At 41.2% G+C, this 17,285-nt stretch carries 25 protein-coding genes; 2 read left to right on the forward strand and 23 right to left on the reverse strand.

Going from position 1 to position 17,285, the window contains the following annotated elements:
* The first annotated feature begins 709 nt into the window (after positions 1-709).
* Positions 710-1,207 (forward strand): hypothetical protein, encoded by a 498-nt coding sequence (locus BAU14_RS14195; RefSeq protein ID WP_202622141.1) that lies wholly within the window; start codon positions 710-712, stop codon positions 1,205-1,207.
* 294 nt (positions 1,208-1,501) lie between these two features.
* On the opposite strand, the gene BAU14_RS00840 is transcribed toward BAU14_RS14195, so the two are convergent.
* From BAU14_RS00840 to BAU14_RS00945, 22 genes are all read right to left on the reverse strand, one after another.
* On the reverse strand, positions 1,502-2,206 hold the full coding sequence (locus tag BAU14_RS00840; RefSeq protein WP_161898203.1) for a hypothetical protein: 705 nt from the start codon (positions 2,204-2,206) through the stop codon (positions 1,502-1,504).
* 552 nt (positions 2,207-2,758) lie between these two features.
* Positions 2,759-3,088: a hypothetical protein gene (locus BAU14_RS00845; RefSeq protein ID WP_161898204.1), complete on the reverse strand. Its 330-nt coding sequence runs from the start codon at positions 3,086-3,088 to the stop codon at positions 2,759-2,761.
* A 42-nt stretch (positions 3,089-3,130) separates the two neighbouring features.
* Positions 3,131-3,457 carry a hypothetical protein gene (locus tag BAU14_RS00850; RefSeq protein WP_161898205.1) on the reverse strand — a complete coding sequence of 109 codons (327 nt, stop codon included), beginning with the start codon at positions 3,455-3,457 and terminating at the stop codon, positions 3,131-3,133.
* Between the two features lie 44 nt (positions 3,458-3,501).
* On the reverse strand, positions 3,502-3,930 hold the full coding sequence (locus BAU14_RS00855) for a hypothetical protein (protein WP_161898206.1): 429 nt from the start codon (positions 3,928-3,930) through the stop codon (positions 3,502-3,504).
* Positions 3,931-3,966: 36 nt separating this feature from the next.
* Positions 3,967-4,275, reverse strand: coding sequence for a hypothetical protein (locus tag BAU14_RS00860; RefSeq protein WP_161898207.1), 309 nt, complete (start codon positions 4,273-4,275; stop codon positions 3,967-3,969).
* Positions 4,276-4,299: 24 nt separating this feature from the next.
* Positions 4,300-4,551: a hypothetical protein gene (locus BAU14_RS00865; protein ID WP_161898208.1), complete on the reverse strand. Its 252-nt coding sequence runs from the start codon at positions 4,549-4,551 to the stop codon at positions 4,300-4,302.
* Positions 4,544-4,996, reverse strand: coding sequence for a hypothetical protein (locus BAU14_RS00870; RefSeq protein ID WP_161898209.1), 453 nt, complete (start codon positions 4,994-4,996; stop codon positions 4,544-4,546). The genes BAU14_RS00865 and BAU14_RS00870 overlap by 8 nt, the downstream gene beginning before the upstream one ends.
* Positions 4,997-5,154: 158 nt before the next feature.
* A complete protein-coding gene (locus tag BAU14_RS00875) occupies positions 5,155-5,670 on the reverse strand; it encodes a hypothetical protein (protein WP_161898210.1) in 516 nt (171 codons plus the stop codon).
* A gap of 10 nt (positions 5,671-5,680) precedes the next feature.
* The gene (locus tag BAU14_RS14310; protein WP_237580382.1) at positions 5,681-6,166 is read right to left on the reverse strand and encodes a hypothetical protein; all 486 of its coding nucleotides are present in this window, start codon (positions 6,164-6,166) and stop codon (positions 5,681-5,683) included.
* A gap of 381 nt (positions 6,167-6,547) precedes the next feature.
* Positions 6,548-7,240, reverse strand: coding sequence for a hypothetical protein (locus BAU14_RS00885; RefSeq protein ID WP_161898211.1), 693 nt, complete (start codon positions 7,238-7,240; stop codon positions 6,548-6,550).
* Positions 7,241-7,898: 658 nt separating this feature from the next.
* Positions 7,899-9,224, reverse strand: a complete 1,326-nt coding sequence (locus BAU14_RS00890) for a PcfJ domain-containing protein (RefSeq protein ID WP_161898212.1) — start codon at positions 9,222-9,224, stop codon at positions 7,899-7,901.
* 5 nt (positions 9,225-9,229) lie between these two features.
* On the reverse strand, positions 9,230-9,973 hold the full coding sequence (locus BAU14_RS00895) for a Cas9 inhibitor AcrIIA9 family protein (protein ID WP_161898213.1): 744 nt from the start codon (positions 9,971-9,973) through the stop codon (positions 9,230-9,232).
* Between the two features lie 591 nt (positions 9,974-10,564).
* Positions 10,565-11,032: a JAB domain-containing protein gene (locus BAU14_RS00900; RefSeq protein ID WP_237580383.1), complete on the reverse strand. Its 468-nt coding sequence runs from the start codon at positions 11,030-11,032 to the stop codon at positions 10,565-10,567.
* 331 nt (positions 11,033-11,363) lie between these two features.
* Positions 11,364-11,582, reverse strand: a complete 219-nt coding sequence (locus BAU14_RS00905) for a hypothetical protein (protein ID WP_161898214.1) — start codon at positions 11,580-11,582, stop codon at positions 11,364-11,366.
* A 142-nt stretch (positions 11,583-11,724) separates the two neighbouring features.
* Positions 11,725-11,994 (reverse strand): type II toxin-antitoxin system RelE family toxin, encoded by a 270-nt coding sequence (locus BAU14_RS00910; RefSeq protein WP_002389879.1) that lies wholly within the window; start codon positions 11,992-11,994, stop codon positions 11,725-11,727.
* The gene (gene relB, locus BAU14_RS00915) at positions 11,984-12,217 is read right to left on the reverse strand and encodes a type II toxin-antitoxin system RelB family antitoxin (RefSeq protein ID WP_237580384.1); all 234 of its coding nucleotides are present in this window, start codon (positions 12,215-12,217) and stop codon (positions 11,984-11,986) included. The genes BAU14_RS00910 and relB overlap by 11 nt, the downstream gene beginning before the upstream one ends.
* A 101-nt stretch (positions 12,218-12,318) precedes the next feature.
* A complete protein-coding gene (locus BAU14_RS00920) occupies positions 12,319-13,302 on the reverse strand; it encodes an ADP-ribosylglycohydrolase family protein (protein WP_161898216.1) in 984 nt (327 codons plus the stop codon).
* Positions 13,303-13,390: 88 nt separating this feature from the next.
* The gene (locus BAU14_RS00925) at positions 13,391-13,585 is read right to left on the reverse strand and encodes a hypothetical protein (protein WP_161898217.1); all 195 of its coding nucleotides are present in this window, start codon (positions 13,583-13,585) and stop codon (positions 13,391-13,393) included.
* Positions 13,586-13,636: 51 nt separating this feature from the next.
* Complete coding sequence (locus BAU14_RS00930; RefSeq protein ID WP_161898218.1) at positions 13,637-13,825, reverse strand: hypothetical protein; 189 nt, start codon at positions 13,823-13,825, stop codon at positions 13,637-13,639.
* The gene (locus BAU14_RS00935; protein WP_161898219.1) at positions 13,822-14,277 is read right to left on the reverse strand and encodes a hypothetical protein; all 456 of its coding nucleotides are present in this window, start codon (positions 14,275-14,277) and stop codon (positions 13,822-13,824) included. The genes BAU14_RS00930 and BAU14_RS00935 overlap by 4 nt, the downstream gene beginning before the upstream one ends.
* A 67-nt stretch (positions 14,278-14,344) precedes the next feature.
* The gene (locus BAU14_RS00940) at positions 14,345-14,782 is read right to left on the reverse strand and encodes a single-stranded DNA-binding protein (protein WP_161898220.1); all 438 of its coding nucleotides are present in this window, start codon (positions 14,780-14,782) and stop codon (positions 14,345-14,347) included.
* 33 nt (positions 14,783-14,815) lie between these two features.
* Positions 14,816-15,007, reverse strand: coding sequence for a hypothetical protein (locus BAU14_RS00945; RefSeq protein ID WP_161898221.1), 192 nt, complete (start codon positions 15,005-15,007; stop codon positions 14,816-14,818).
* 651 nt (positions 15,008-15,658) lie between these two features.
* On the opposite strand from BAU14_RS00945, the gene BAU14_RS00950 reads away from it, so the two are divergent.
* Positions 15,659-15,766 (forward strand): putative holin-like toxin, encoded by a 108-nt coding sequence (locus tag BAU14_RS00950; RefSeq protein WP_237580385.1) that lies wholly within the window; start codon positions 15,659-15,661, stop codon positions 15,764-15,766.
* 293 nt (positions 15,767-16,059) lie between these two features.
* Here the strand turns inward: BAU14_RS00950 and BAU14_RS00955 are convergent, their stop codons facing one another.
* Positions 16,060-16,863: a winged helix-turn-helix domain-containing protein gene (locus BAU14_RS00955; protein ID WP_161898222.1), complete on the reverse strand. Its 804-nt coding sequence runs from the start codon at positions 16,861-16,863 to the stop codon at positions 16,060-16,062.
* Positions 16,864-17,285 lie beyond the last annotated feature (422 nt).

The following is a 17,285-nucleotide window of genomic DNA, read 5'->3' on the forward strand; positions in this document are numbered from 1 at the left end:
CCTTCAATCTAATAGGTAAACCGGTCGCTAAAGCAAATGGTTCTGATTCATGTGTTGCAAAAAGATTGAAAAATGATAGACGTAGTACATTTTCTGTATTATCAATTTCTTATTAATTCGAGGTATATTTCTATTTCCGGTAATTGCTATCGTAGGAAGATGTTTAGTCTCAGGAATTTGGATTCCTTCATACGAAAACATCAATAAGTATTTAACAAAAAAAGGGAATTAGCCAGGATTTCATTACAAACTTTTCTAAGGGTACGTGACAAGTCCCTTCTTAGTACATGTTTAACATGTTTTCCCTAACTCGTTAACTCTTGCAGATTTGTCGAAAATCTGACACATCCAACCTTCAAAAATGCCCCCTCCTTTTGCACATATATGATTCGTGTATGCTCTAAAGTTGCTTCTGCCACATATCAATCTCTACTTGGGAGCTTATACACCAGATATTCTAATCCTCATATTTTTCAGTTTTGAGAATTGACACATTCAACATGTGGTATACTTAAATTGTTCATTCAGAGCAACTAATCAAAAGGGGGTCCGATTACAATGGAGTGGATATACATCTTAATTGGTATAGTTTTATTGGGTTCTTTTTGCTGGAGCTGGTCAAAAATGCCAGGTATTTTGAAAGATTGGAGTAACAAAAGAGGCAAATAGTGAGTTGACGTAACTACAGGTTCGAATAGGAGGATTTGCAATGAAATTATTTTGCAATTTGGTTTTAGGTAGTTCATTATTATTGTCGTTTGGCTTGTTATCCACCATTGAAGTCTCTGCTTCCGAAATTCCAATTACAGCAACCACTCAAATGATTTCACAATGTCAACCTGTCAACTTTGAAGATATTCATGATATCAATGAAGTAGCTCATATAATTGAAGAATACTATAATAACAATAGTTCTAAAGGTGTTTCATTACGAGCCGCAGCTGGGACCAAGTGGGGTGAAGGAACAGTCGAGTATATTGGTCAAGGATCACATTTAGTTACTAACTATTTTTGGGTTAGCGGTGGCGACATGTCTTCGTTAAACGTTGTAGGAAAAGCACAAAGAAAAGCCGTAATTGCAAAATACGGAAGTGTCAACAATAAAACTTCTTATAAAATGAAAACTCAACAGAAGATCAATATGAGTCCCCAAACACAAGGATATGTTACTGTCTCAGCTCAAGCCTGGTGTTACGCCAGAGATTAGGATATGAAAAGCATCGGTACTCAGAAATCGGGTGCCACATGTGTAAGAAACTAGCGAATCAAGTAGATTTATAGCTACTCAATTCGCTAGTTTAGTCTTTCTATACTTTACTTTTCTTTCCACCCTAATGATGCACTTAAATCCTTGTCTCATTAGGATTGCTGTCAGTAAAGGTAGGGTTATACGCTATTGATACACAAAAAAGAGGCCACCATTTGATGTCCTCTAATTTCTATTATTAATCTATCTCTTTAAATTATCAATTCAGTCAATTTATCATGCTATTTTTGATTTTCAACCTGGCCATTCATTATATACAGCAGAAACTAATGAATTTCCACTAGTTTTACCTGTTGCAAGATAGGTTTGTACTGCATCAATATTGGATCCTTTGAAAATATAGCTTAATGTTCCTTTCATATTAACTTGAATATACTTTTTATTTTTTGATATCGTTGTCCAAGAGCGTATTCCTGTCCATGCTGATAATGTAATACCGCTCTTGTATGAGCCACCTAGTAGACTAAGTTGATTGACTTTTGAACTACTTATTTTTGCAGAAAAATCCTGGTTGATGTGACCCCAGCCAATAGCCGGAATTGCACAGTTGACTTTTGCTACGTAGGTACTCCCATCTTTTGCAATATCCCTTGTTTGTATCCGTCCACTTGATTTTTCTTCCTTAGAGACTTCTACGGTTGTAGAATCTACCTGTTCTTTCAATGAATTGATTACTGTTTGTTTTTCATTCTCTAGTTCTTCTTTAGTAACTATTTTGGTTTGATCGACATCGAATTTTAGGCTATCAAAAATGACTACATTTCCCTTTTCCGAAGAGTACTTGTTTAGCGTTGCTTGAATCTCTTGCTGAGCAGTCAAAATATCTTCTGGCGTATAACTATCAGAGTTCAATTCAACAGCACTAACATTTCTAGTAGTTCCTAAAGAAATCGACAAACCCAGTAGACATATTATTGAAACGATAAATTTCTTTTTCATTCTTTATTAGTTACCTTTCTTTGACTTAACTTTTCGAGGTAGGAAATCAAAAATTAAATACATCATGATGTAGATGGTTAGAATTGATAACACTAATCCCCCTAAATCTATATCAAATGAATTAAATAGACTATCTCCTTTCAATATTTTTCTGACAGTTAAAAACTTGAATGGAAATCCGAGAGTTACGCTTGCTGAAAGATCATTGAAATTAAATTTTTGAAAATATATAATTAAAAAATTTAATATTACAGATATTATTAGTATGTTAGAATTAAAATATTTTCGCATAATGATTTCCTTTCAACTGTATTCATTCACTCATCGTTAAAGTAAGTATACACCCACCAGGAGAATGTAACCACTTACAATATTGAAATATCGAATATACCAATATTGTTGAACAACCCTTATATTGTTTCTTTACAAGCTTTACCTGTTTGAACCAGTCAAGTATGCGACTAAAGGAAGAGAGGTCGATCCTCATAGTCGCTAAAGATAAGTCCATTTCAATTTATATGGGCAAAAGCAAATATCATGTCCGAAAAAATACTACAGATCACTAAAAATGACACCTCTCGCTATACCTTTCTCTACCGGATTGCCAGTTTCAAGGGAGCGAACAACTGTCGTTTTGGAACAACCCAAAAGATCCGCAGCTTCCTTCACGCTTTCGACCTGTCGCACAGATCCGTCTGGGTAGTGAATCACAATGGAGCGAGAGCGATCCCGCGCTGAAAATTTCCCACAGATTGCTTCCAACTCTGCCACACAGACCTGCACCTGATGGACTTTTTCTTCTTGCTCTAACCACGAAGGATTTTCACCCATGATAGCTAGCATCTTTTTACGGATTCGTCGCTTCTCTTCTCTCGCTTCCATTGGATCACCCCCCGCCCTTTTAAAACGGAAAGCTGCTGCGTGTTAGATTACTTGGAAAACCATACCTTTTGCTAATCCTCTTTTTACCGGCTTCCCAGTCTTCAAACTACGTTCGATTGTAGTTATTGAACAGTCAAATTGTATGGCAGCTTCCGTGATACTTCTTACTTTTCCAACCAAACCATCCGGGTAGAGGACCTTAACCTGGCGTTCCTTCCCATTGCTTGGTCGGCTGGTGATATATTCCATCATCGCGATACATTGATGGACCTGCTCAACTTTCTCTTCACAATCTTTCCAGGTATCATCATTCCCCATGATAGCTAACATTTTCTTCCGTAGTAATCGCTTTTGTCTCTTTTCATCCAATAAAGGTCACCTCAGCTTACACAACACTCATCTTTAAATAGTAGTTAGCCACGTTGGGCAATTAGGACTGGCTGATCCCCAATCATCTGCCAGCGACGCAACATGTACTTCCCTCGTTTTCGCTCAAACAACTGTAATTCAAAGATTTCTCGATTCTTGGGCGCTATCTCCATCTGTAAAAGCGCCACTAATTCAGAAACAAAGATATGTTCACTTGTTTGATAACCCGTCGCCTCTAACAAAGCAACTGATGTGGACGTACTCCTATGGCTTTGACCTGTAGAAATCAACGTTTCTCGATGGATACCATAGATACTTTCGCATTCTGGCACAAACACCGTCACCCACATCATCGGACTAGCCTGATCCAGGTGTCCAAGCAGATCTTCTACACTCCGAATCGGTGAATCCTCTTCAATCTCGTTTCTCTGAAGCTTTTCTAGTAGACCAGCTTCACCATAGTATTTCAACATATTTTCTGCCTCCTGCTGCTATCCTAACAATCCCGCTTAACCCCACTCTACCGCAGAAAATACGATTTGGAGGTCGTCTGAATCCAATTCAGATACTTCTCCAGAATTTTTATTTGTCACCGGGATAACGTCGCCCTCCGAAGCGCGAATCTCAGCAGCTAGTTCTTCTGCAATGATTTTCGGTACGGTTTTAAGTAGGTCGATGTCATTGGTAAAAACAAAATGATCGTCGGTTGATTCTATACTCAAAAAACCGTGAAGGTTGTTTGCTGAATCTAAAATTAACACCGTATGATCTTTTACTAAATAGTCTGGCATAAAAGTGATTTCTTTCGATTTATCCACTCGTAAACTCCTCTCAAGTTCCGCCTAAAATACTCGAGCTTGAGAAACTTTCCGATATAATGCGACCGCAGGTAAATGTAGATCTGCTTCAGTCGGATTCACAATCATAGCTCCGTGGTCCTCTTCCAACTCATTCATCAGCTGCAAGTATCGCAAATTCTTCTCGCCCTGTCCCATGTCACCGCTGGCCTGAATATCCTCAAAGACACTCGCAATCGTTTCTAGGGTCCGGATACCTGTATACCCCCGCTTCGGTTGATCCTCAAATTTAACCATGCTTTTTTTCCACCTCTCGCATTTGTTTTCTATTTTTCAAAACTTCTTTATCAATAACAGACTCAAACACGCTGGCGGGATAATAACCATGTTTTTCAATCATTATATTTTCAATGACAAGCTTTGCCGAAGTGACTGCTTTCAGGTTCTCACGATCCAGCGCATCTGCTTGGCTATTGTGGCCATATACTTTTTTCCTCAACTCACGATAGACACCTCGCGCCAGCTTCAGCCGAGACAGCAATTCGACATAAGTCATCTGCAATAATTCTTTTGTCGTCGTGTATTGGAAAAAGAACGGATCTGTTTCGACGGTTGGTTCTCGATACAACCCCGACCTGGAGTCGATCAATTGGTCCTCACAAAAATTCAGCTCACAATTGGCACAGTGATACTGCCCCGCTGCTAGTTTCATAACCTTTTTATTGCAATATCGACAAATCATATAAATCCCCCCGTTTTCACAAATAGTATAGCACGTAAAAAATCCACGTGTTCCTTCTTTTCTGGCCAGAATTTCAACTACAAGATATACCCAAGCTGAAGTCTCTCAGCTTGGGTAATCTAAAAAGGTCTGGTGCGCTATCTTTCCTCCTCAACCTTTTAAAATCGTTGTTCTAATTGCTCAAAAGGCTTCATTTTCCCAAAACTATCTATAGAACTTACCAACCATTCTCCTGTTTGTCGTTGAACATACAAATATCCGTTATTATCTGACCCACGGTAAGGAGTAAAAACCTTATATCCATTCACAACTTCTTCCCACCCGTCGATTCTGCCCTCATCTGTTAAGGTTAAATAATCGAAATTTCTGATCTCTTCAAGCGATTGTGCACAATAGACTTCTGTTTCTTTTCTAGCGTATAAACAAAATTCATGCCAACCACAATAAGTCAATTGTCGATACTCGATGTTCTCATACTCATAGAGAACTTCTGGTTTCACTCCCAAACAAGAAAGACCCTTTCCCTGATCGATGACTTGTTGAATTTTCTCGGGATTTTGATAATGCTTGTATAAAATAGCCCCAACACCATCAATATAACCATCCCAATGACAGTAAATCCCTAGAAATGTCCCATCTAATTGCTCTTTAAAAATAGCTGATCGTGTCCCCATATTATCCTCCCTATCTCGCATTTTCCAACTCAGCAAAATTTTGTTGCTGATATTCTTCCATCATCGCACCCTCAACATGTTTGTACTCCTCCAGACAACCCTGTATTTGGTCCAAAACCTCTTCAGCGGAAAACCCATCCTGATTTTTCAAACAAGCCTCAATCCCAATCAGGGTACACCATTGTTTGTTGTAAAGTGTGACTTCCAATTTTCTTAAAGCATCCATGTGAAAAACTCCTTTTTTGTTGGTTTGAAACCCATTTTTTTTAGGAGCTAGGGCGGAGCTGGAATCTTTAAAAAAATTCCAATTTTTCTTTGTCCAGTCGGGCCCATTGTTCCTATTTGTCATGGGTTCATTTTTTCCAGTGTGCTTAGGTCGTTTGCTGTGGTTATGCCTTAGATCGGGGCTGACAATAGGTAAAGGGCGGCCGCTTTTGCCGCTTGTATACCCTTTACCTATTGCCAGTTTTGATCTATAACCACATGCAGCAAACAACCTTAGCACACTAAAAATGAGACCAGAATAGGAGCGGCGAGTGACGGACAAAGCAAAATTCGCTCGGAATTTTCAGGCGGGTGGTTTTCCCGCCGTCTTGCGAGAAGTCGAAGCTATGCTTCGAGCAAGACCTTTCAATCCTTTTGCTTTTTTGCCCTGGCAAAAATGACTGAATCGGCTGACTTGGCGGAGGAACGCAGCCAACCAAAGCAACTGCGACTGGCGAAGGCACGTAGCCATCAAGCGGTTAGATTCTGTCACTAGGCAAAAGAAGACTGTCGCGTTTTGAGCCAAGGGCAACCGCACCGCAGGCGAAGTGACAGTCTTGCCCTTAGTGATCTTGAAGGTAGAGCGATCACGGTTTTCGCTCTACCTTCTGCTTTAGTTTAAAAGGGCCTCAACAGCTTTTTTGTCTTCCTCTGAATAAGGGTAATAACGTTTTGAAGGGAAGAAATTGCCGTTTTCGTCGATTTCCAAAGCTACTTTTCTTAGTCCTTTCACGAAATAATAAATTGGTTTTTTCTTCCATTGAACAACTGAACCGGATGCTATCAATTGTTCAGTTTTAGGACTAAGGGTTTTCTTTTCATCACGCTCTTTCATACTTTCTAGGGATTTAATTTTATTTTTTAACTGCGTAATTTTCGTGCCATAGGTGGCCGCTTTGTTTACTGGTTTCGTTTTGTTATAGGCTTTTGCCTTTTCATTTGCTTCCTCAAGTTCATTCAGCTGTTGCTTAAAATACTCGAGATTATTCACGCTTGTTCTTGCGCCAACACTGGCCGCACCTGAGCGTCCTACAACAGCAACATCTTGAATAAGTTCATTCTGTACTTTAAATCTTTCTACTTTTTCCAACATTTCGACACGATCTTCTTGCTTTTCTTGTTCCTTTAACAGCTTTCTTGCTCTTGCCACCTTTCTGTTGATTGGGGCATAAATATCTCTTCGCCCGATAATATTCGGCTGTCCAAAGGGAATTCTTTCCCGTTCACTGCGGATACTGTCTTGTAATTGGTTTTGCGTGTCATTTAATCGTTCCAGCTTTCTTTTGGCCTGCTCCAGTTTATTCATCTTAACTCCCACTTTCTTTCATGATTTTTGAAACCATTTTTTTTAGGATCTAGGGCGGAGCTGGAATCTTTTGAAAAAATTCCAATTTTGATTTGTCCAGTCGTCCCTTTTGTTCCTATTTGTTATGGGTTCATTTTTTCCAGTGTGCTTAGGTCGTTTGCTGTGGTTATGCCATAGATCGGGCCCGGTGACAGGTAAAGGGCGGCCGGTTTAGCCGCTCGTATACCCTTTACCTGTCACCGGGTTTGATCTATAACCACATGCAGCAAACAACCTTAGCACGCTAAAAATGAGACCAGAATAGGCGCAGACATTGACGGACAAAGCAAAATTTGCCCGGAATTTTCAGGCGGGTGGTTTTCCCGCCGTCTTGCGAGAAGTCGGAGCTATGCTTCGAGCAAGACCTTCCAATCCTTTTGGCCTTTTTGCATAGGCAAAAATGGTGAGGTCGGCCGACTTGGCGGAGGAACGCAGCCAACCAAGGCAAGTGCGACTGGCGAAGGAACGTAGCCACAAAGCAGTTAGACCTTGCCACTAGCCAAAAGAAAACTGTCGCGTCTTGAGCCAAGGGCAACTGCACCGTAGGCGAAGCGTCAGTTTTAACCGATAAGCGGCTTACCAGAATGATGTGTTTTTCATCACTCTGGTAAACGTCCTATCAGTGTGCGGTTTTGACCCAATTTTCTATTACCTCTTCGATTTCAGGAGGTGCCGCATGATTTCTCTTCCCACGCAATTGAACAATATGGTGATTTTTCATCTCTAGGGTAAGATAAGGTTCATCTAATTGGTTGGCTTTCCGAACAAAGAGAATCGTTGTTTCTCCTTGGGCATGTCTTCGAATATATTGCTGACCTCCGACACAATGTCGGAGTGTCTTTCCTTCCACTAATAACTCACCGATTTCTTTTGGAGCAACAATTTGAACCTCACCTAATCGTCTTTCAAGTCCTTTTAGTTGCTTTACTCGGTCATTAAACTCTTTTTCATACACTTTATTATTTTTGACGCCTATCAGATTTACTTTCTCGTCATGCGCTTTTCTAAAGTCTTTTGGCATAGCGTTCCCTTTATCTACACCGATTCCAAGTTCGTCTAACATATTGAGATAGTCCACATACATGCCAAAATCAAGATCTTGTGCAATTGCCCATTTTTGAAAGCTGTTTATCCCCACACAAGCCGGTATTTTCTTCAAGTCCTGTACGGTCAGGATATTTTCAATTCCTGATATTGGCTTTCCATGACGTTTTCGGAGTGCTTCACCTAGCCGTAATTCTTGATAAGTGATTGTAGAATTTTTCAAAATACCTTTGTGTCGATAGAGCCATTTCATGTTAACGGTTCGATAGTCAATACCTGTAACCCAACGACCACCAACTTTATGTCTCATTTCAAACAACACCTCGTCCGCAAATCTATCTGCATGAATGAGTTGTAAGAACTCAATTTCATGTCGATATTTGTACGCATGTCCCAACTGTTGCCAAGAAATTTCTTTTAAGTTGCAGTATCTCAACGGAGAACTTTTCGTAATTTTTTCTCGCCACCTGTTTAGATAAAACTGAGTATTGGTGTAGTACCCACTCATGAACCCATACAGCTGTTGCAGGCCACTTCTCCAACGATTACCACATTGATGAACTTGATAATGAATATCGTCACAGAAGCACTCTAGATTTGTCCGTCTGATTTCATAGGTTTCTTCGCCATTCTCAACCCCACACCAAATACCAAAAGACTGAATCTCGATACGTGTTTTGCTACTCAGAACGATTGCGAACGGGTAAAATTTTTCCGGTATATTTAGATTCGACGCTTTCGTCAGTCGCTTCGAAATCAAAGGCGCTTCCGGTCGTGTCGTGGAGACAATCGTCCGGTCTTTGTTCGCCCAGCGATAGCCAGTAATTTGCGAACTACACCACTTGAAAAACCCTTTCGGTGGTGTGAGTGGTTTAAATGGATAATCGTATGCGATTTTCATAGTAGTTAGAACAGACTAATTTGCTGTTCTTCCTCCTTTCGTTCTGTTTCAATCACTTGAGGTGTTGGTGTGGTCTGCATGGTTCCCTTCACTGAACTTGAATTTTTCACTTCAATATCAGTCGTGTAATATTCCCTTACCCACTGAAAAACGACTTCATCACTTACCATCATAGCGGACTGTTTTCCTTTGCTTGCTGAAGCTTTCTGAATACAAAATTGAACCAATTCGGATAGGGACCTTTCTTCTTTTAAGACACCAATTAATAACTCAGAATCTTCTTGTTGCTCTAACCAACTCGCAAGCCTTGTTTCAGTTGGGTTTTCAGACGTTTCTAGTTGTATTTTTAGGTACTCTTTCACTGCCCCTCTCAAATCGAGGTCAACTCCCTGTTCCGAGTGTTCAGGTGGCGAAAAAAAGTTGTGGTAAGCAATTTCATCACAGAGAACCAGCCACGTTTCTTTCCCTAGTCCGTCCACTGCTATATGGACAGGAGAATAGCCACCTTCCAATCCGACTGTCGCAACGACTGTTTGGTCAGGATAGACCTCTAATCGTTCCAAAAACTCCCCCACAGTCTTCATTTTGACCGAAGGTGCCGCAATCAACGTGACCCATGAAATACTTCGTTCACCTTTTTGCTGGTGGTCGATACGAAAATCAATTGCCGCATACCCAAGCGTTTCATCAAAAATCGAGAGCTGTTTTTTCAGGTTCTCCTTCCTCAAAGCAGACTTCAAGTCTGCCATTCGTTTGATAGTGTCCTTTTTCATGGTTTTCGCTCCTTTTGGTCTTTGCGCTATACAGGTGGTAGCCAAAGGCTGAATTTTTTGCGTTTTGTTGCGAAGCTTTTACCATGCAGCAGAAAGTAGGCAAGGGGGCGTAGCCCTTTAGCTTGCCCTTGCCTACTTTCGAAGCCACTTGCGAGAATCAGAATGAGCAGGCGCAGCCTGGAGGCTCGTTCTGATTCGCAGCTAGTCGGCGTCTGCAATGGTAAAAATGTAGCGCAAAACCAAAAAATTCAAATAAGGGAACCCGGCACGGGTTCCTACCGCTTTTAGATCCGGAGAAGTCAAAGCTATGCTTCGACGGATCTCTTCTAATCCTTTTGGTCTTTTTGCGTAGGCAAAAATGGTGAGGTCGGCCGACTTGGCGGAGGAACGCAGCCAACCAAGGCAATTGCGACTGGCGAAGGCACGTAGCCACCAAGCAGTTAGACCTTGCCACTAGCCAAAAGAAAACAGACGCGTTTTGAGCCAAGGGCGACTGCACCGCAGGCGAAGCGGCTGTTTTGTCCGATAACCCAAAAAGACTGCCTTATTATCAGGCAGTCTTAATCGTTAGTTCCAATAACCTTCCTCACGTAAGGAAAGGTAATTTTTTTGACCGACAATAATATGGTCAAGTAGTTCAATACCCATCACTTCGCCGGCTTTTATTAATCGATTGGTAAACTGAATATCGTTTTCACTAGGTGTTGTATTTCCTGAAGGGTGATTATGTGAAATCATAATTCTAGCGGCATTTGCCAATATAGCACGTTGGAAAATGCAGCGTGGGTGGGCAACTGACTGATTCAATGTCCCCACATGAACGATTGAAAAATGGGTAATTTCGTTTTTCGTATTCAGACACAGTAGCGCAAGGTGTTCTTGTGCATAGTCACCAATTTCTTCAATCAACCAATTTCCAACCTCAAAGGAACTTCTCACTTTTTCGATAGGCAAACTTTTTTCGGCTACTACCATTTTTAGTGTGACAATATCAACAATTTTCTTTTCGTTATACATAACTGTAGTTGGTTCCATTTTTTTGACCTTCTCCTTTTGGTCTTTGCGCTACACAGGCGGTAGCCAAAGGCTGAATTTTTTGCGTTTTGTTGCGAAGCTTTTACCATGCAGCAGCCAGGTGGCAAGGGTGGCGTAGCCACGTAGCTTGCCCTTGCCGCCTGGCGAAGCCACTTGCGAGAAATAGAATGAGTAGGCGCAGCCTGGAGGCTCATTCTGTTTCGCAGCTAGTCGGCGTCTGCAATGGTAAAAATGTAGCGCAAAACCAAAAAATTCAAATAAGGGAACCCGTGCCGGGTTCCTACCGCTTTTAGATCCGGAGAAGTCGGAGCTATGCTTCGATGGATCTCTTCTAATCCTTTTGGCCTTTTTGCTTTGCAAAAATGGTGAGGTCGGCCGACTTGGCGGAGGAACGCAGCCAACCAAGGCAATTGCGACTGGCGAAGGCACGTAGCCACCAAGCAGTTAGACCTTGCCACCAGCCAAAAGAAAACTGTTGCGCTTTGAGCCAAGGGCGACTGCCCGCAAGCGAAGCAACAGTTTTGTCCTTTTTTGTTTCTTTCTTTGCCACAGATCACTCGTTTTCTTCTTCAAGACCAAATAAAAAAAGTAGAAACCAACCGATAGTATCGGGTAGTTTCTACCTGTGGTATTATGCAAAATTCAAAAGATTATACATTGACTTTCGAAACTCTACTTCGTTCCAAAAACGGTTATCTTTTATATATTGTACTTCTATGTCCAATTGAGAATATCTGGATTTCAATTTCAGAATCACAAATATTAGCCAATATTCGATAGTTTCCAATTCGATAGCGCCATTCCCCACTCTTATTTCCAGTCAAACCTTTTCCGTGCTGACGTGGGTCAGTCGTATTTTCTAAATTCTTTCGGATCCAGGCGACAATTATTTTGGCTTGGTTTCTGTCCATTTTTTTTAATTGCTTCTGGGCTTGCGGCATGTAAATGACTTTATAATTCATTTAACAGTTTCTCCATTTCCTCTTGAGAAATACCAGTCTCTTTTTTCTCTTTGGAAACTTCAATTGCACTCCGTAAAGTCCGTAGATCGATTTCATCTTCGATTTTATCCAGTACAGCATTTCGATAAAGTTCGGTCAATGAAGAATTGTGTGCTTTTGCATATTCTAATACCAGTTCTTTTTCATCGTCAGGAATCCTAAATGTAATGGTTGATTGAGACATGATTCTACCTCCGTTCATCATCTGTACTAACATTGTACTAAATAAAACTCATTTTGTCAATACAACGTTAGTACAAACAAGATTTGCATCATATCCATTATTCAAATTCTTTGAGATAGCACGGTATCGCAAAATCTCTGACTGATCGTTTTAAGAAGCTGGTCATTTTGAAGAGTTTTTCGCCAGTTTTCAGGGATTGCTTCAAATCCGTAAAGAATACCCGCAAGAGCACCAGTTACGGCAGCAGTAGTATCAGTGTCCCCTCCTAGATTGACCGCAGTCAACATAGCTGCTTCATAACTATTCGTATTTTGGAGACACCACAATGCCGCTGAAAAGGTGTCTACCACATAGGCAGTAGAATTCGGCGCAGCCTTGTTTTGTTTGCCCTCTATAAGATCTCTTTCAAAATGATTTTCGTATTCTGACATCAAATCAGTAGACCCATTGTAATAGTGGACAAAGTTTTTGCCGGTTTCCTGCATGGCTTCGCCTAAAGCCATGCCTTGCAACAAATTTCTGATCAATTCACAATACAAAACGGAAGCTACTTGGCTACGTAAATGACCGTGAGTCAGTCTGGTGCATTCCCGTACAACATCTGATCGCCGGTAAAAGTCGGTTTCTTCATACAATGAAAATGCCAACGGAAAAATTCGCATTAAAGCCCCGTTCCCATTTGCGGTTTCATCTGTTGAGCCAGCTTCTAGCGGTGAAAAACCCAATTCAAAACGAAGAATGGCCTGAGCACAGGTATCGCCAACATCAAACGCCTTTTGAAAAGGCGTGTAGGCACCTTCGTCGCGAAAGGCAACAAATTTTTCCATGAGTGTTCGCCAAGTGCCCTCTTCAGACAAATTCTCCATGAGAGCTAAGGTCATCGACGTATCATCACTCCAGGTCCCCGCTGGTTGATTCCAAGTCCCGTACCTAGCCATACCTGATACTTGAAATGTCCCTCGATAGCGAAATTCATAGGGAACGCCAAGTGCATCACCAACCACAAAACCGTAGAAGCTGCTTAGAAATTTTTCTCTTGACGCTAACTCTGACTGACCCAATTTCTCTGTAAACAATTTATCCATTTCTATTTCCACCTTCCCAATCGGTTGCATTCATTGACACAAAAAAGGAAGATTAGCCAGGACTAATCTTCCTTTTTTGTGTGAGTGATTATTCATATTCACCACGGAGTTTATGTGCACAATCTTCACAGACATATCCTACACCCCAAGCACCGTTAGGCATAGAAGTAAGCTCAATTCCGCACTCTTCGCAAGTGCCAAATCCTACCGCCTCTTCATCTTCTAAAAACTCTTCGTCAATTTTCTTCCATTTATTTTCGAGCGAATCACACATTATTTTCAACCTCACTTTCTACTTTCAAAATTCTTCTGTATCACACTCACTAAGGGAAAATTATAAATATGGCAATAAAAACATTTTTACTACAAGCCAACCGCCATAGATCAAAAGTCCCGTGAAAACAATTCTTACTGACTTTCTCACTAACCGCCGCAGCGTTCCCCAAAAGAATGAACGAATCAGGCCAGCACCAACTCCTGAATAAGCAAGCGGAATGATCAGATCCCACAGCTCTCGTTTCATAGCACCACCCCCATTCGATCCAGGATCAAGACCGGTTGTGCTTCTGATCCTTCTCCAAAAAGCCAGACGGCTTTCACAAATTGCAATAAATCATTCATGATGAAAACAGACAATCTCGCACTGTCTTCTTGATCTGCTTCAATATTCCATTTCACTAAATCAAGAAATTCGGAAATATAGGCATGATCCGGGCCGAGATATTCTGCTGCTTCTACCGCAGCATAAGCTATCGGATGGCGTTGTCCAGCTTCAGACTCTTGGAAAGTCAGGCACTCCCTGTGAACCCCTCCTATACGTCCGTTAGTCGTAGAGAGCCACGACAGAGACATTGATGGGTTACACCCCTCAAGGGCTGTCAGAACGTCCCTAATCGTGCGTACTTCGATTTTTTTTGTAATCTCTTCTTTTTCGATATGGTCGATTAATGCGTGCACTGTGAAAACTGCTGGCATTTTTCCCACTCCTTTCGGTAATTACCCAGGGCGGCTGTCTCCCGCCCTGGTACCACGCCTACAATTTTTAGTATGGCAAATCGTCATCACTGAACGACGGTGGCTCTGGCATATTTTGCTCAAGAGAATCATCTTTTCTTTGTGTTTCTGCACCATTTGTCCGCTGTTGCTCCCGATCATCAACCGCCGATTTCTTTTCCAGAAACTCGAAGTTATCCACGACAATCTCTGTCACATAATGTGTGTTGCCTTGCTGATCGTCATATGAACGAGTGGCAATTTCTCCTGAAATCCCAATTAGACTTCCTTTACGTGTGTATTTGGCGAATGACTCCGCCCGTTTACCGAAAACGACACACCGCAGAAAGGCGGTCTCAGGATTGCCTTCCGCATTCAAACGACTACGTTTGAATGCTCCTGTCGTCGTCGCAACTGGGGTTCCGTTTCCTGTGTATTTCAACTCCGGGTCTTTCGTCAATCGTGCTGTTCCTGTTACGTTAATCATGTGAATTCCTTCTTCCATTTATATTTTTGATTTTTACTCAATTATCATCAAACCGGTGCAGTACTCGCTGCCATATTTTTGATAGAGTGTTGTTTCAAACACTCTATCCCAACATGCCGTTTCTCTCGCTTCAGTAATCAATCCATATTCCTTTTTTGTAACGTGTGTCGCTCCAACTCGTAAAGATTTAAGCTGGTATTTCATTTCTTGATAGCATTTCATCATGACCCACTCCTCGAAAATAATTTTTGCTGAACCAAACCATTTTCGGCGGCGTTTTTCTTGAGGCGGAAGTTGAAATTGGAAATTTCAACTGAACCGGATTAGAAGAGTGACCGCTAATTGTCGGTTGGTTCATTTTCGTATGGCTGTTATCCATCGGCGTGCTTCGTCCCTACCCCTGAGGCTCGAGAAAAAAAGGGAGTGCTGTAGGGAAAAATTTTGTGTCCTTCAAAAATTTTCCCGCCCCTTTTTTTATCGGGCAGCTGGGGTATAAGCACATTCGCCGGTGGATTGCAGCCGTGCGTGATGAACAGACAATCTTTCGCACATACAATCCGGATCAGTCGCTTTGAAATTTCCGATTTTGACTTGGGTTTTGAACTTGGTATTGATTCTGTTTCTGATTCTTGCTTTTGCTTTTCACCTGTCTAAGGTTCCAGAAGAGCGGCGGTGGCGGTTGGAGCGATGAAGGAACCTGACAACTCACACAAAAAACCGCCCGAAACGCTGTTAAATAAACGTTTTGGACGGTTCTCTTTTATGGTATAATAACAGTGGTAGTAAAGTTTATGACGGTGGCGACTTCCGGAAAAAGGTGGTGGTGCGCATGAAGCAATTCAGTGCGAAACCAAAATCTAGGAAAGGAGTAGCCTGTTGTCTGTTGAATCAGCACTCACATTGATGATTAGTTTCGGTACTTTTACCGTTGCTTTGATCGTCGCTGTCGTGCAGATTGTAAACAATCAGAACAACAAAAAATAACCGTCTACTTTAGCGAGCTGACCGGTTATTTTTTGTAACTATTAAAGTCTTGCCACCGTCTTAATCGGTGCTACCAAAGGGAGACTGTTACTAGCAGTCTCTCTTTTCATTTGTATTATACCATAATTTAGGTACGAAGTGAAGATTCTGTTGCTACACCGCCGGCTATGCCGGCTTTTTTGTTGCCCCGGTAAACGGTGGTGGCGGTCGGAGTGTCCGGGGCAACAAAAAACTTTCCTCTCTAGAACTCACCACCTGTTTCTGCACAATTCCCTTTCTTAATTTCATCATAACTACCAATTAATATACGGATCATTGGCAATAATATCGCTGATGGACTTCTCAAAGTTTTCAGCTGAGAAAACATGCAACCTACGATAAACATGGTCAAACTTTTCTTTACCATATTCTTTATCACTCATGAAAATGCGCCGAAACAAATCAAGCTCATGTTGAATAGTTGGGTTTGGTGTGACATAAAACAGTTGGTCATCAAACGCCTTATATAGTTCACGAATATATTTCGGAAAGATATTTTGTTGGTACCTATAACGTGACTTTAGTGTTAGTTCAATTTCAAATGACCAATCGATATCTGCACCATCTTCGGCTATAAAACGAAAAATGAAATCCGGCACAAAATATTTCTTCCCTGACTTTTTAATCTGACCATCTTTTGTTTCAAATATTTTTCGTCGCTCCGAGATAATTCCAACAAAATGTGGGTGTCCATTTAACATTTTCAAAATTAAAATCAGGTAATCATTAATTTGTAAATGGTGGTAAAGATTATATTGCGGAACTTTTGGCAGCGTTAGAAATCCCCCAATACTTTGATGTCCCTCAAGAGTGAGATAATAATATTTTGGAAACCCTCGCTTTGATTTATCGGTAATGCTTTCGATAAGTCCCCGCTCCTCTAAATCCTTTAAGTGAATGTGGACGTTTCTCTCGGTTAAATCATTGTCAATTGCGAATAGCTCTATAAGTTGTTTTCGCGAAACAATTCTCAATTCATGAAGAGCATATAGGATCTGCAAATTCCCACTAAACGTATCCTTTCCAGGAATAAAATAATACATCAATAAATATTTCATCTAGAATCCTCCAATGCCAATTTCGAGTGGACAATTTTTTGAAATCTAACTCAAATATTAAATCTCAAATCCTGGTTAACTATCTAGGAAAAAACGTGTACTTTATCAACATCAAGTTTTGATAAAACGTGTATCAAATGATTGTCGGTTCTGGTCAGCCCCAAGTTTTGATGGGGCGTTGACCGAGGGGTTGTTGCTTCTGGCCAGCCCCAAGTTTTGGTGGGGCGTCGGCCGAGGGGTTGTTGCGACAGCCCCCTCAAGGTTTGGTGAGGGGGCGTCGTCGCAAGGGGGAGTTGTTGCTCTTGACCTTGACCCCCCCCAATCATCATCAATCATTCATTCTTTCTTCTCTATTTTTTGGTTTTGATCTTTGTCCTGTGTGCCCGGTATTTTTTCGAAGTTGTAAAATTCCTGACCATTTT

The sequence above is a fragment of the Candidatus Enterococcus leclercqii genome, from assembly GCF_009933135.1.
GTDB classification, from domain to species: domain Bacteria; phylum Bacillota; class Bacilli; order Lactobacillales; family Enterococcaceae; genus Enterococcus_C; species Enterococcus_C leclercqii.